The organism is Pseudomonas cuatrocienegasensis (assembly GCF_900110925.1).
Lineage (GTDB): Bacteria > Pseudomonadota > Gammaproteobacteria > Pseudomonadales > Pseudomonadaceae > Aquipseudomonas > Aquipseudomonas cuatrocienegasensis.
The window spans coordinates 37,326-50,647 of sequence record NZ_FOFP01000017.1; the positions used below are offsets into that span (position 1 = coordinate 37,326).

A 13,322-nucleotide genomic window follows, 5' to 3' on the forward strand; every position below is an offset into this window, starting at 1 on the left:
CTGCTTATGAACCAGCCACTCGACAGTGCGGCCCTCGACCAGCTGTTTCTCACGGCCCGCTCATATAACGCCTGGCTCGACCGTGAGGTGACGGATGAGCAGCTGCAGCGCTTGTATGCGCTGCTGCGCCAGGGGCCAACCAGCAACAACTGCTGCCCGGCGCGTTTCGTCTTCGTGCGCAGTGCCGAGGCCAAGCAGCGTCTGCTGCCAGCGCTCAAGGGGCACAACGGCGAGAAGATGTTGCAGGCCCCGGTCACCGCTATCGTCGCCTACGACATGCGCTTCTTCGAGCGTCTGCCGGAGCTGTTCCCGATCTACGACGCCGCCGCAGCCTACCGCGACAACCCAGCGGCAGCGCAGACCGCGGCGCTGCGCAATGGCAGCTTGCAGGGCGCCTACCTGATGCTCGCGGCCCGTGCCCTGGGGCTGGACTGCGGGCCGATGTCCGGCTTCGACAATGCCCAGGTGGATGCGACTTTCTTTGCCGATAGCCAGTGGAAGAGCAATTTTCTCTGCTGCCTCGGTTATGGCGATGTGACGGCGCTGCGCTCGGCCGGGCCGCGTCTGGCGTTCGAGGAGGCGTGTCGCGTCCTATGAACAGCGCACTGTTTTCCCTCGATGGGCAGGCCGCGCTGATCACCGGCGCCTGGCACTGACGCCTTTGCGCCATGTCGGCCAGCCCGATGAGGTCGCCGCGTTGGCGCTGCTGTTGGCTGCCCGTGGTGGCGCATTTATTACCGGACAGAACCTGATCGTTGACGGTGGCACGACCATCGGTGACGGCAACTAGTTGAGGACTTAACCATGCAAGCACTTCCCGGTTTCAAACGAGTGGTGACTGGGCACGATTCGGCAGGGCGGGCGGTAGTCGCGTTCAGCGGCCCAACGACCAACAACTTCCCCCTCAAGGCCGTGCCCGGCACGGTGTTTTATGAGGTGTGGAACAGCCCGAGCAGCCCGGCACCGCTGGACAATGGCGACGACCCCACGAGCAAGCCGCTGCAGCTCAGCCCAAGCCTGCTGGGCAGTGTGATCCGTGTGGTCGACATCCCGCCGGACAGCGTGCAGAACCAGGTCAGCGCCGAGGACGCCGCTGCCGCGTTCGTCGAGATCGGCCAGGCCCATGCCGGCACGGGCAAGGGCGACTCGAAGCACAAACTGATGCACCGCACCGAGACCCTGGACTACGGCATCGTCACCGAGGGCGAGGTCTGGTTGGTGCTCGACGGCGAGGATGTGCAGCTCAAGCGCGGTGACATCGTCGTGCAGCGCGGCACCAACCATGCCTGGAGCAATCGCACCGAACAGATGGCGCGGATGGTCTTTATCCTGCTCGACGGCCGCTATGCCGAAGCACTCCAGGAGGTGCTGAAATGAAGTTCGCCACACTCAAAGACGGCAGCCGCGATGGGCGCCTGCTGCTGGTTTCCCGCGATCTTGCCTGGGCCGTTGATGCCAGCGATATCGCGCCCACCCTGCAGACCGCTGTCGAGCATTGGTTGCGCGTGGAGGCCGGCTTGCGCGCGCGTTACGACGCCCTGAATCAGGGGACGCTGGAGAATGCCTTCGCCTTCGACTCGGCCGCCGTCAGCGCCCCCTTGCCACGTGCCTGGCAGTGGCTGGATGGCTCCTGCTTCCTCAGCCATGGCGAGTTGATGCAGAAAGCCTTTCACCTCGACCCGATAGAGGGTGTCGAGCACACGCCGCTGATGTACCAGGGCGCTGGCGATGACTTTATCGGCCCCCGCGACGACATCCCCTTGCCCAGCGAAAGCCATGGCATCGACTTTGAGGGCGAGTTCGCCGTGCTCACCGATGAAGTGCCGATGGGCTGTTCGGCCGAGCAGGCCATGGCGCATATCCGCCTGGTTCTGCAGCTCAACGATGTCAGCCTGCGCGCCCTGGCGCCGCGGGAGATGAAGACCGGTTTTGGCTTTGTGCAGGCCAAGTCGTCTTCCAGTTTCGCCCCGGTTGCGGTGACCCCGGACGAACTGGGCGAGGCCTGGCGCGATGGCCGCGTGCACCTGCCACTTAGGATCGAGTGGAACGGCCAGTGGTTCGGTCATCCCCACGGTGGCGCCATGCACTTCGGCTTCCATCAGCTTGTCGCCCATGCCGCGCTGACCCGCCGCCTGAGTGCTGGCACGCTGATCGGTTCGGGTACGGTGTCGAATGCCGACCGCACGGTGGGCTCGGCCTGTATTTCCGAGCGCCGCGCCATCGAAATGATCGAGCAGGGCGCGCCACAAACCGGCTTTATGCGCTTTGGGGATCGGGTGCGCATGGAGGCCCGCGACCTGGAGGGACATCCGCTGTTTGGCGCCATCGACCAACAGGTGGTCAGCGGGGCACAACCATGCGCGTCCTGATCACCGGCGCCAATGGTTTTCTGGGGCGTGCCCTGACCCAGCGTTTGCTGGCCGATGGCGTGCTGCGTGGGCAGGCTATCGATACCCTGATCCTGCTGGACAAGACCCTGAGCGGCTTTGCCGATGACCCGCGCCTGCGCCTGCATCCGGTCAGCGTCACCGAACCGGCGTTGCTGCGCCGCGCCTTGGCCGATGGCGTCGACGTGGTCTTTCACCTGATCAGCATCCCCGGTGGCGCCGCCGAGCAGGACTACGCAGTGGGGTATCAGGTCAATTTGCTCGCCAGCCTGGAGCTGCTTCAGCAGTTGCGCGCCATGCAGCATGCGCCGGTGTTCGTCTACGCCAGTAGCGTGGCGGTGTATGGCGGCGAGCTGCCGGCACGCATGGACGAACGCCAGCCCGCACGGCCGGAGTTGTCCTACGGCGCGCACAAACTGATGGTGGAAACGGCGCTGGCCGATCTGACCCGGCGCGGCGAGGTGGACGGGCGCGCGCTGCGCCTGCCCGGCATCGTCGCCCGGCCGCGTGAGCCCAACGGCCTGCGCTCGGCCTTTATGAGCGACCTGATGCACGCCGTCGCAGCTGGCCAAGCCTATCGTTGCCCCGTGTCGGCCCAGGCCACGGCCTGGTGGATGTCGGCGCGCTGCTGTGTCGACAACCTGCTGCACGCCGCTGAACTGAATGACCCAGGTACTCAGCGTGTATGGCAACTGCCGGTGCTGCAGCTGTCGATCAACCAGGTGCTCGATGCCCTGCTGAGCACTTACGGTCAGGAACGCCGCGAACTGATCGAGTTCTGCCCAGATGCAGGGCTGGAGGCGCTGTTCGGGCGACTTCCCCCTCTGCGTACCCCCCACGCCCGTGCCCTGGGCTTTCGGCATGACGGCAATGCCCTTGCGCTGGTGCGCAATGCACTGCTGCCAGCTGCCCGGGTGCGGCGTATACGCGCCCTTACTGAAACTGCCGGAGCCCCACAGCCATGAGCCTGACAAAACGCCGCCTGGTCGACCTGTCCGTGACCCTGGACAACAACCCCTATACCGATCCGCCGCCCTTGCTGCCGAAGATCGATTACATGGACCACCAACAGGGCTGGCCGGAGATGGCCGCGATGTTTCCCGGCTTGTCCAAGGCGCAGATGCCGGGCGATGAATCCTGGGCCGCCGAGCGCCTGAGTATCACCACCCACAGCGGCACCCACATGGATGCGCCCTGGCACTACGCCTCGACCACCGACGGCGGCAAGCCGGCGTTCGGTATCGACGAGCTGCCGCTGGACTGGTGCCTGCAACCGGGGGTGAAGCTGGATTTCCGTCATCTGCCAGACGGCCATGTGGTCACAGCGGCCGAGGTAGAGGCCGAGCTCGCACGTATCGAGCATGTGCTGCAGCCGCTGGATATCGTGCTGGTGAATACCCGTGCCGGCGCACTGTTCGGCCAGCCGGGCTACCTGGATGCTGGCATCGGCATGGGCCGCGAAGCCACCCTGTACCTGCTCGAACGCGGCGTGCGCGTGGTTGGCACCGATGCCTGGAGCTGGGACGCACCCTTCAAGTACACCCGCGAGCGCTTCGCCGAAAGCGGCGATGCCTCGATCATCTGGGAAGGCCACAAGGCCGGTCGCGATATAGGCTACGGGCAGATGGAAAAACTGGCCAACCTCGACAGCCTACCGGCCAACGGTTTTCTGGTGTCCTGTTTCCCCTACAAGATCAAACACGCCTCGGCGGGCTTTGTGCGGGCTGTGGCGATCTTCGAGCAGTAGCTGGATGAGGTCAGTAGGGTGCGCCGTGCGCACCGACACCCTCGACGGCCGGGCCGAGTGCCGGGCATAGCCTTTCTACCGCATCTACGGAGTAACCAGCATGTATCGCACCAATCTGCTTTGGGGCCTGATTGCGCTTGTATTAGTCAATGCCACGGCCCAGGCCGACGAGGAAGCGCGGGCGCGCCAGTTGCTGCAGCGGGCCGTCGACTATTACCAGGTACAAGGCGACGCGGCCTTTGCCGCGTTCAGCCGTCAGGGCGAGTTCATTGATGGCGAGCACTATGTATTCGTGGTCGACACCCAGGGCACCATGCTGGCCAGCGGTGGTACCTCGGCCGTGCTGATCGGTCGCGATGTCAGCCAGGCGCTGGAGCCCGAGTTGCGTGATGGGTTCCGTCAGGCGCTCGCCGGCGGTGAAGGGGAGCTGCGGCAGACCGAATACCGCTGGATGAATGCCCGCGATGGTCGGCTGGAGCGCAAGCGGGTGTTCTTCCAGCGGGTGGGAGATCGGGTCATCGCCGTTGGCCTGTACCTGCCGCGGGCGACGCCACAGCAGGCCGAGCAGTTGCTGGAGCGTACCGTGCAGGCGTTGAAGCAGGACCCCGAGGCCAGCATCGCGGCAATCAACGGGCTGTCGCCGCGCTTTCGCGAAGATGATTTGTACGCCTTCGTGATTGACCTGCGCAGCGGGCGTTATGTCGCCCATGGTTACAACCTGCGTCTGCTCGGCGTGCCCTTTGCCAGCATCCACGACCCCGATGGCAAGCCAGTCGGCGCGCCTATTCTGGCGCTGATGAAGACGCGCGATCAGGGTGGTTATGACTACCGCTGGAAAAATCCGGTGACCGGTAAGGTCGAAGACAAGTACGCGCTGTTGCGCAAGGCCGGGGATTTTCTGGTGGCTGTTGGGTACTACAAGAAAACCGAGTAACCCTGGCGCAATCCCGCGTATGTCCCGGGTGTCGCTGCGCTCGACCCAGGCTACGACGCCTGCAGTCTGGTTGTTCGGGGCATCGGTAGGAGCGAATTCGTCATTGACCTGCGCAGCGGGCGTTACGTCGCCCATGGTTACAACCTGCGTCTGCTCGGCGTGCCCTTTGCCAGCATCCACGACCCCGATGGCAAGCCAGTCGGCGCGCCTATTCTGGCGCTGATGAAGACGCGCGATCAGGGTGGTTATGACTACCGCTGGAAAAATCCGGTGACCGGTAAGGTCGAAGACAAGTACGCGCTGTTGCGCAAGGCCGGGGATTTTCTGGTGGCTGTTGGGTACTACAAGAAAACCGAGTAACCCTGGCGCAATCCAGCGCATGTCCCGGGTGTCGCTTCGCTCGACCCAGGCTACGACGCCTGCAGTCTGGTGCATCGGTAGGAGCGAATTTATTCGCGATAGGGCCGCTGAGTCCTGTTGCGCACCCTACGGTTGCACTAGTCCATAAAAAACTCCCGGGCCAATGGCACCGGGAGTTGAAGGGCGAAGAGCCCGTTGTGCCGAGTTCTTCGCGTATGGAGCACGGCTTAAGCCAGGGCCTGTCAGTGCTTGGGTGGCGGACCGCCGGGCGCCCACTTTTCCTGGTAGCGGAACAGGAAATACTGCGAGTTGTCGGCGCCTGGCGGTGCGACGCGCGCGGTCCAGCTGTCGTCGTGCAAGTCCATGTCCGCGTCGTACTCCACATGGCAGCCCATCGGGCTGTTGAAGTACCAGAACCAGTTCGAGCCGAGCTGGTGCCGCCCTGGCCCCCAAAACGACTCGTAGCCTTTATTGACGAAGCGGGTACCGGCCATCATCACCTCGGTCGGGCCGCCCATGTGGAAGGTGAAGTGCTCGATGCCTTTCATGAACGGTGGCGTCTGGATCAGGAACAGGGTGTGGTGATCCAGTGTGCCGGCCGGGCGCAGGAAGGGGCCGGTGTCGATGAATCTATCGGTGCAGACGAAGCCCAGGCGGGTGTAGAACGCCTCGGCCTTGGCGTGGTCGGGCACGAAGTAGACAACGTGGGACAAGCTGCGCGGCAGCGCCGCCATTTCCTCGCTGGCGCCCAGGCTGTTGAGCGCGCGGGTATGGGTTGCGCCAGGTGCGTTGCTGAGTTCGCCTGGCAGATCCAGAGTCCGCCGTTGGGTGATCTGGAAACCCAGGGCAAAGCCCATGTCGTCGACGGCGCGCAGCACGCCATCTGCACCACGGCTGACGGCGCGGTCTTTCGATAGCTCCGCTTCGATGGCCTGCAGGCTGGCTTCGTCGGCGACGCCGTAGACGGTTTCGCGCAGGGTGGTGGCCGTTTCCATGGGTGCCGGCAGGCGCGCATCGCTGCGCGAGCGAATAAGGATGCCGGTGCCATCCAGGGCTTCCAGGTAGCCGCCGGTTTCGTCCAGGTTGCGCGGCTTGAGGCCGTAGTCGCTGAGGTACTGCACGCAGGCCTCGACGTCGTCGACGCCGAATACCAGGTAGTCAGGTCCAATGATTTTCATAGGAAGTTCTCGTCAGTAGGCTCAGGCCGTGCGGCCGCCGAGGGTTTCGGCGACCCAGTCGGCGATGTACTGGCCGGCATTGATGGAGTTGTCGAAGCTGGCGTGCTGCACGCCGCCTTCGCGTTCGGTGAAGATCTTCAGTTCGCGTTTCGGGCTGTTGACCAGTTGTTCGTAGGTGCGCTGGGCCCACTTGAGCGGGATCTGCGAGTCCTTCTCGCCGTGGGTCACCAGGAAGGGCACCTTGATCCGCTCGACCACACCGTCGAGGTGGACGTTCTCGGCGATCTGCATGAATTCCTCGATGTCCTTGCCGCCCCAGACCCAGCGCACGTGCTCCCAGTAGTGCGGCACCGGCAGGCTGCCTTCGCGCTCCAGGCGGCGCTTCTGTACTTCGCGCCAGTCGTGGTTGGCGCCCCACACCACACCGCAGGCGAAGCGCGGCTCGAAGGCCACCACGCGCGGGCAGTAGTAGCCGCCGAGCGATACGCCCTCGCAGCCGATGCGTGTGGCGTCGACGTCGTCGCGTGCCTCCAGCCAGTCGAACACGCGACTGCCCCAGTGTTCGGCGTCGTAGCGGGCTTTCAGGTCGTGCAGGCGCAGGGCTTCGCCGGTGCCGGGCTGGTCGATGATCAGCGAGGAAACGCCGCGTTTGGCCAGCCAGGCCGGCAAGCCGACGCGGTATTTCATTTCCTTGGTGGAATCCAGGCCGTTGAGTTGCACCAGCAGTGGAGCCGGGCCGTCGACGCCTTCGGCGCGCACGTAAAGACCGGAGATCACCTTGCCCTCGTAGGGGATTTCGACGCGCTGGCAGTTTTCCCGGGACAGTTCGATGCCGCGGGCGAAGGTTTCCAGCACGCGCTGGTAAAGCGCCTGGCGGCCAGGGGCGCCGTGGGCCTGCAGGCGTTCGCAGGTCAGGTAATAGGTCGCGGCGCGGTTGTACTTTTCACCGGCGGACAGCAGGCGGCCGCGGTCTTCATCTTCGCGGGCCAGCTCGCAGAGCTTGTCGGCCATCTTCGACCAGGTTTCACGGAAGGCCTGGGTGCCGGCGGCGTCCGGCTGGGTGGCAGCGTCCTTCAAGGGGTCGCACATCTCGGCGATCTCGCCGATGCGCGCGCCCATCTCGATGGCGAGATTCACCGAAAGGTCCCAGACATAGTTGGTGGGGAAATAGCGAAACATATTGTTGTTTTCCTTAGTGCGTTCCAGGTGGCGGCCAGACCCGGCATCAACAGGATTGGGCAGGAACACAGCGGTCTGGCAGGTGGGCCGGCCCCTGGTTGTTTCGCCTGAAATGATCGCAACGCGAGCGATAGGGCGGCGAACGCCAACCCGCAGGGAAGCCGGCCAGGTCAAGCTCGCATGGGGCTAGGGATTCAACAAATCGCTTGTTCGGATGCCAGGCATCGGCCAGCGCGATACCTGCGACGGTCAGGCGATGACGGCGGAGCCGGGGCGGCTGGTCATGTCCACCAGCTTCTCGCGTAGCCAGCGCAACATGGGGTCACGGTCCAGACTGCGGTGCCAGCTCATGTGCTCCTGCATCGTCGGCAGCTCCACCGGCGGCGGCAGAATGCGCAGCGGCAGGCTGCGGGCGTAGAGTTGGGCCAGGCGGTTGTGCATGGTGGCGATACGTCGGGTGCCGATCACCAGTTGGGGCAGGGTGTTGAAGTCATGGGTCAGCACTTCCAGGCGGCGTTTGCAGCCGTACTGGCTCATAAACCACTCCTCGATGCCGAGTGTGCGATTACGCCCGAAGGCGACGCCGACATGGCCCATGTCCATGTACTGCTCCAGGGTCAGGCGCTCGCCAATCTCCTGGTTGTCGGCGCACACCACGCACACATGCTGCTCGTCGAAGAGCAATTGCGAAGGGTGTTCCTTGGCGATGAAATGCTCGGGCGCGATCATCAGGTCAACCTCGCCGCGCATAAGCATCTCCGTGGCGGTTTCACCGGGGCTGAGCAGTTCGAAGGTGATGTGCGGTGCCTGCTGGTTGACCTCGCGGACCACCTCTGCAAAGAGCACGCTGATCAGGTAATCCGATGCCATGACGCGAAAATGCCGCTTGCTGTCGGCGATGTCATGGACGGGTTTGGCGGTGATCGAGGTCTGGATTTTCAGCAGCACTTCGCGCACTGGAATTTCCAGTTCCTTGGCCAGCGGCGTGGGCATCATCTTGCGGCCAACCTGCACCAGCAGGTCGTCCTCGAAGTAGGTGCGCAGTCGGCCCAACACACCGCTGGTGGCTGATTGGGTCATGTGCAGGCGGGCGGCAGCGCGGGTGATGTTTTGCTCTTCCAGCAGCACATCCAGCGCCACCAGGAGGTTCAGATCCAGGTGCTTGAAACGCATGGCAGGCGACTCTTTTTGTATTTATTTTCGCGATACCCTGCATCCTGACTAACGATTAGTCAAATTCTTCGTGCCTTCCTAGCCTTGTCTGCCAAGGGGCACCCTGCGCCTGAATCTGCACGCGTTTCAGCGTCCCGGTCGCCCTTGTATTCGCACTGCTCGCACGGGTTTATCGCGCGCGATTTCCTGTGCGCACCACAACAAAAACAAAGGAAAAGGTCATGAGCGAAGTCAGCAAGATTCTGATTGTGGGTGGCGGTATTGGTGGCCTGTGCGCGGCCATCGCACTGCGTCGCGAAGGGTTCAGTGTGGACCTGGTAGAACTCAAATCCGAGTGGACGGTTTACGGCGTCGGCATCATCCAGCAGAGCAACGTGGTGCGTGAGATGGCCAGGCTCGGGGTGCTGCAGCGCTACCTGGATGCTGCCTATGCGTTCGAGGATGTCGGTATCTACAACCTGCAGGGCATACCCCTGGCACGCATTCCTGGCCAGCGCCTGGCTGGCCCCGCATACCCCGCCAACGTGGGCATCTCCCGTTTGGCCCTGCATGACGTATTGAGTAGCTCTGCCATTGAGCTGGGCACCCAGGTGCGCCTTGGCCTGAGTATCGAGTCGTTCGAGCAGGACCCCGACGGCGTTGATGTGCGCTTCACCGATGGCAGCACGGGCCGTTATGACCTGATGGTTGGTGCTGACGGCGTGTACTCGAAAGTCCGTGGCATGCTGTTTGGCGACAAGTACCAGCCGCGTCATACCGGCCAGTCCGTGTGGCGCTACAACTTCCCGCGTCACCCCTCCATCGACCACCTGGCCAGCTACACCGGCGCCGAAGGCAATGCCGGTCTGGTGCCGCTGGCCGATAACCTGATGTATATGTTTTCCACCTCCCACGAGCCCGGCAATCCCTGGCTTGACCCGAGCCAGTTCGCCGAGTTGATGCGCGACCGCATCAAGAAGATTGGCGGCCTGATCGGCGAGTTGCGTGAGCAGATCACCGACAGCAGCCAGGTGGTGTACAAGCCCATGGAAGTGGTGTTTGTCGACGAGTCCTGGTTCAAGGGCCGTGTGCTGCTGATCGGCGATGCGGCTCACGCGACCACGCCACACCTTGGCCAGGGTGCAGGCATGGCCATCGAAGATGCACTGGTGCTGAGCCTGGAGCTGCTGGGCGATGACCCCATCGAGAGCAAACTGCAGCGCTTTATGCAGCGCCGCTTCGAGCGCTGCAAATACATCAGCGAGCGGTCGATCCTGGCGGGCGAGCGGGAAATGGCCAAGGACCACAGTTTTGACCGCGTCGGCCTGACCAAAGAGATGCTCAGCCGCACCGCCGAGCCGGTCTGAACCGGGCAACAAACCTCCTCGCCTGAGGCGGCTGCAAGGCCGGCCTCAGGCGCTCTCCACTGGTCTGCCGCAATACGCGGGGCATGTGCCTGGCATGAGGTTGTACGTGTCTGCGATCCAGCGAACTTCGGCTTTTCTTTGTCACGACACTGACCTGCTGGAAGGCCAGGCCAGAGGTTTTGACCCCTGGGAGGAGGGCCGCGACACCGTCGTGGCTCTGCGCTGGCAGGGCCAGTTGCGGGTTTACCGTAATAGCTGTCCGCACTGGCAGGTACCCATGCAGTACCGCAAGGATCGTTTTATGTCCGGCGATGGCCAGCACATCGTGTGCTTTGCTCACGGAGCATTGTTTCAGCCAGATAGCGGGCTGTGCGTACAGGGCGCCTGCCTGGGGCAGTCGTTGCAGAGGCTGGAGGCGTCTCTGCGCGATGATGGCAATTGGTGGGTGGTTGGGACTGAGGAGGCTGCTAGCTAGCTCTGTCGCATCTCTGCAGTGGTTTATGTATAGAGTGCGCTCAACTTAGCCTTTTAGACGATGAGCCCTCCCATGAGTCAACCGCCACAGCCCCAGGGTGAGCAGGCCCCTGTTTCTGTCAGCCTGTTCCAGGCGTTTGTGTTCTGGCTCAAGCTGGGGTTTATCAGCTTTGGCGGCCCGGCGGGGCAGATTGCCTTGATGCACCAGGAACTGGTGGAGCGGCGGCGCTGGATTTCCGAGCGGCGGTTTTTGCATGCGCTGAACTACTGCATGCTTTTACCGGGCCCGGAGGCGCAGCAACTGGCGACCTACATTGGCTGGTTGATGCACCGCACCTGGGGCGGGGTGATTGCTGGGGTGCTGTTCCTGCTGCCGTCGTTGTTTATCCTGATCGGCCTGTCATGGCTGTATATCGCCTTTGGCGATGTGCCGCTGGTGGCCGGGCTGTTTTACGGAATCAAACCGGCAGTGACCGCCATTGTGGTGCAGGCGGCTTTTCGTATTGGTTCGCGCACCTTGAAAAACGCCTGGCTGTGGGCGTTGGCCGTGGCGTCGTTCGTCGCTATTTTCGCCCTCAACCTGCCGTTCCCGCTGATCGTGCTGGGCGCCGCCGTGCTCGGTTATCTGGGTGGGCGATTGCTGCCGGATCAGTTCAGTCTGGGCGGTGGGCATAGCGGGGCGACAGCCTCCTTCGGCCCGGCGCTGATCGATGACGCCACGCCGACCCCGGAGCATGCGCGCTTTCGCGGTTCGCGCCTGGCGCTGTTGCTCGCGGTGGGGGCGGTGCTGTGGCTGGTGCCCATGGGCCTGCTGACGCTGCTGTTCGGCTGGCAGGGCACTTTCACGCAGATGGCCTGGTTCTTTACCAAGGCCGCGCTGCTGACCTTTGGTGGCGCCTACGCGGTGCTGCCTTATGTGTACCAGGGCGCGGTTAGCCACTATGGCTGGCTGACCCCGACGCAGATGATCGACGGCCTGGCGCTGGGTGAAACCACACCGGGGCCGCTGATCATGGTGGTGGCCTTCGTCGGTTTTGTCGGCGCTTATGTGCAGCAGGTGTTCGGCGCCGATCAGGCGTTTGCCGCAGGCGCACTCGCGGCGGTGTTGGTCACCTGGTTTACCTTTCTGCCGTCGTTCCTGTTTATCCTCGCCGGTGGTCCGCTGGTGGAATCGACCCACAACGAACTGCGCTTTACCGCGCCCTTGACCGCCATCACCGCGGCGGTGGTTGGGGTGATCTTCAACCTGGCGCTGTTCTTCGGTTATCACGTGCTCTGGCCGCAAGGCTTTGCTGGGACCTTCGATTGGCCGTCAGCGCTGATCGCCCTGGCCGCAGCCGTGGCCTTGCTGCACTTCAAGCGGGGCGTCATCGAAGTGCTGGCCGTGTGCGCGTTGATCGGCATGGCCCTGCAGCATCTATAAGGGTCAGCGACACATCCCTGACGTTGCTTATGTAGCCATATAATTAATTTGAATAACTATGCTGTTCGACTGAGTGGTGTGCCATTTCGTTGGCTCGCCGAATATCGAAATTCATTATTAACTCGCTGATTTAAGGTGTTTTTTTGACTGATCGAGCCCTCGGCACGGTAGCAGTTTCGTTCGATTTTTCAGGATAAAGGTTAATTGACATAACTATTTGCCTTGCGTACTGTCGCCCTACGTTCAACCCACATGACGAAGGTGCGACATGACAAGTTATGAAGGCCGCTGGCAAACCGTGAAGGTCGAGAATGAAAACGGCATCGGTTGGGTCATCCTCAACCGCCCGGAAAAACGCAACGCCATGAGCCCAACCCTGAACCGGGAAATGGTCGATGTACTGGAGACCCTCGAGCAGGATCCAGCCGTGCGCGTGGTGGTGCTGACCGGCGCTGGTGAGTCCTGGACGGCGGGCATGGACCTCAAGGAATACTTCCGCGAGGTCGATGCCGGCCCGGAAATTCTGCAGGAGAAGATCCGCCGCGAAGCCTCGCAGTGGCAGTGGAAGCTGCTGCGCATGTACACCAAACCGACCATCGCCATGGTCAACGGCTGGTGCTTCGGTGGCGGTTTCAGCCCGCTGGTGGCGTGCGACCTGGCCATCTGTGCCGATGAAGCCACCTTCGGCCTGTCGGAAATCAACTGGGGCATCCCGCCGGGCAACCTGGTAAGCAAGGCCATGGCCGATACCTGCGGCCACCGTGCGGCGCTTTACTACATCATGACCGGCAAGACCTTCGACGGTAAAAAGGCCGCCGAGATGGGCCTGGTCAACGAAAGTGTGCCGCTGGCGCAACTGCGCGAAGTGACCGTCGCCCTGGCCGAGAACCTGATGGAGAAAAACCCGGTGGTCATGCGCGCCGCGAAGATCGGCTTCAAGCGCTGCCGCGAGCTGACCTGGGAGCAGAACGAGGATTACCTCTACGCCAAGCTCGATCAGTCGCGCCTGCTCGACACAGAAGGGGGCCGCGAGGAGGGCATGAAGCAGTTCCTCGACGACAAGAGCATCAAGCCCGGTCTGCAAGCCTACAAGCGCTGAGCACGCGTTAGCGGGCTGGCGC

Annotated in this window: 14 protein-coding genes and 1 pseudogene; 12 read left to right on the forward strand and 3 right to left on the reverse strand. The window is 63.0% G+C overall.

All coding sequences use genetic code 11. The annotated features are described in order from the left end of the window. Positions 1–6: 6 nt before the first annotated feature. From BMW49_RS19755 to BMW49_RS19790, 8 genes and pseudogenes are all read left to right on the forward strand, one after another. Positions 7–597 carry a malonic semialdehyde reductase gene (locus BMW49_RS19755; RefSeq protein ID WP_069519479.1) on the forward strand — a complete coding sequence of 197 codons (591 nt, stop codon included), beginning with the start codon at positions 7–9 and terminating at the stop codon, positions 595–597. A 55-nt stretch (positions 598–652) separates the two neighbouring features. Further along, complete coding sequence (locus BMW49_RS19760; RefSeq protein WP_371850876.1) at positions 653–790, forward strand: SDR family oxidoreductase; 138 nt, start codon at positions 653–655, stop codon at positions 788–790. A 14-nt stretch (positions 791–804) separates the two neighbouring features. Next, a complete protein-coding gene (locus BMW49_RS19765; RefSeq protein WP_069519480.1) occupies positions 805–1,377 on the forward strand; it encodes a cupin domain-containing protein in 573 nt (190 codons plus the stop codon). After that, positions 1,374–2,369, forward strand: a complete 996-nt coding sequence (locus BMW49_RS19770; protein WP_069519481.1) for a fumarylacetoacetate hydrolase family protein — start codon at positions 1,374–1,376, stop codon at positions 2,367–2,369. The genes BMW49_RS19765 and BMW49_RS19770 overlap by 4 nt, the downstream gene beginning before the upstream one ends. Further along, entirely contained in the window at positions 2,357–3,352 is a 996-nt protein-coding gene (locus BMW49_RS19775; protein WP_069519482.1) for an NAD-dependent epimerase/dehydratase family protein, read from the forward strand. Before BMW49_RS19770 ends, BMW49_RS19775 begins: the two co-directional genes overlap by 13 nt. Further along, a complete protein-coding gene (locus BMW49_RS19780) occupies positions 3,349–4,134 on the forward strand; it encodes a cyclase family protein (protein WP_069519483.1) in 786 nt (261 codons plus the stop codon). Before BMW49_RS19775 ends, BMW49_RS19780 begins: the two co-directional genes overlap by 4 nt. 100 nt (positions 4,135–4,234) lie before the next feature. Then, positions 4,235–5,068: a cache domain-containing protein gene (locus BMW49_RS19785; protein WP_069519484.1), complete on the forward strand. Its 834-nt coding sequence runs from the start codon at positions 4,235–4,237 to the stop codon at positions 5,066–5,068. A 96-nt stretch (positions 5,069–5,164) separates the two neighbouring features. Beyond that, positions 5,165–5,428: pseudogene (locus tag BMW49_RS19790) on the forward strand (cache domain-containing protein); the annotation flags it as partial. Between the two features lie 242 nt (positions 5,429–5,670). Here the strand turns inward: BMW49_RS19790 and BMW49_RS19795 are convergent. From BMW49_RS19795 to BMW49_RS19805, 3 genes are all read right to left on the reverse strand, one after another. Beyond that, positions 5,671–6,606: a VOC family protein gene (locus tag BMW49_RS19795; RefSeq protein ID WP_069519486.1), complete on the reverse strand. Its 936-nt coding sequence runs from the start codon at positions 6,604–6,606 to the stop codon at positions 5,671–5,673. A gap of 21 nt (positions 6,607–6,627) precedes the next feature. Next, positions 6,628–7,785, reverse strand: coding sequence for an alpha/beta hydrolase family protein (locus BMW49_RS19800; RefSeq protein WP_069519487.1), 1,158 nt, complete (start codon positions 7,783–7,785; stop codon positions 6,628–6,630). 249 nt (positions 7,786–8,034) lie between these two features. Beyond that, positions 8,035–8,958 (reverse strand): LysR family transcriptional regulator, encoded by a 924-nt coding sequence (locus BMW49_RS19805; RefSeq protein WP_069519488.1) that lies wholly within the window; start codon positions 8,956–8,958, stop codon positions 8,035–8,037. A gap of 221 nt (positions 8,959–9,179) precedes the next feature. Between BMW49_RS19805 and BMW49_RS19810 the strand changes: the two genes are divergently transcribed. The 4 genes from BMW49_RS19810 (at position 9,180) to BMW49_RS19825 (ending at position 13,300) form a co-directional block, all read left to right on the forward strand. Then, the gene (locus tag BMW49_RS19810) at positions 9,180–10,304 is read left to right on the forward strand and encodes an FAD-dependent oxidoreductase (protein ID WP_069519489.1); all 1,125 of its coding nucleotides are present in this window, start codon (positions 9,180–9,182) and stop codon (positions 10,302–10,304) included. 115 nt (positions 10,305–10,419) lie between these two features. Then, entirely contained in the window at positions 10,420–10,779 is a 360-nt protein-coding gene (locus tag BMW49_RS19815; RefSeq protein ID WP_244168383.1) for a Rieske (2Fe-2S) protein, read from the forward strand. Between the two features lie 72 nt (positions 10,780–10,851). After that, on the forward strand, positions 10,852–12,201 hold the full coding sequence (chrA, locus tag BMW49_RS19820) for a chromate efflux transporter (RefSeq protein WP_244168381.1): 1,350 nt from the start codon (positions 10,852–10,854) through the stop codon (positions 12,199–12,201). 268 nt (positions 12,202–12,469) lie between these two features. Then, on the forward strand, positions 12,470–13,300 hold the full coding sequence (locus BMW49_RS19825; RefSeq protein WP_069519492.1) for a p-hydroxycinnamoyl CoA hydratase/lyase: 831 nt from the start codon (positions 12,470–12,472) through the stop codon (positions 13,298–13,300). Positions 13,301–13,322 lie beyond the last annotated feature (22 nt).

Excerpts from the sequence above, each read along its gene's own strand:
- BMW49_RS19780 (WP_069519483.1), top strand. The coding sequence starts at position 3,349 with ATGAGCCTGACAAAACGCCGCCTGGTCGACCTGTCCGTGACCCTGGAC.
- BMW49_RS19755 (WP_069519479.1), top strand. The coding sequence starts at position 7 with ATGAACCAGCCACTCGACAGTGCGGCCCTCGACCAGCTGTTTCTCACG.
- BMW49_RS19810 (WP_069519489.1), top strand. The coding sequence starts at position 9,180 with ATGAGCGAAGTCAGCAAGATTCTGATTGTGGGTGGCGGTATTGGTGGC.
- BMW49_RS19800 (WP_069519487.1), bottom strand. The coding sequence starts at position 7,785 with ATGTTTCGCTATTTCCCCACCAACTATGTCTGGGACCTTTCGGTGAAT.
- BMW49_RS19795 (WP_069519486.1), bottom strand. The coding sequence starts at position 6,606 with ATGAAAATCATTGGACCTGACTACCTGGTATTCGGCGTCGACGACGTC.
- BMW49_RS19770 (WP_069519481.1), top strand. The coding sequence starts at position 1,374 with ATGAAGTTCGCCACACTCAAAGACGGCAGCCGCGATGGGCGCCTGCTG.
- chrA (WP_244168381.1), top strand. The coding sequence starts at position 10,852 with ATGAGTCAACCGCCACAGCCCCAGGGTGAGCAGGCCCCTGTTTCTGTC.
- BMW49_RS19785 (WP_069519484.1), top strand. The coding sequence starts at position 4,235 with ATGTATCGCACCAATCTGCTTTGGGGCCTGATTGCGCTTGTATTAGTC.
- BMW49_RS19825 (WP_069519492.1), top strand. The coding sequence starts at position 12,470 with ATGACAAGTTATGAAGGCCGCTGGCAAACCGTGAAGGTCGAGAATGAA.
- BMW49_RS19805 (WP_069519488.1), bottom strand. The coding sequence starts at position 8,958 with ATGCGTTTCAAGCACCTGGATCTGAACCTCCTGGTGGCGCTGGATGTG.
- BMW49_RS19775 (WP_069519482.1), top strand. The coding sequence starts at position 2,357 with ATGCGCGTCCTGATCACCGGCGCCAATGGTTTTCTGGGGCGTGCCCTG.
- BMW49_RS19765 (WP_069519480.1), top strand. The coding sequence starts at position 805 with ATGCAAGCACTTCCCGGTTTCAAACGAGTGGTGACTGGGCACGATTCG.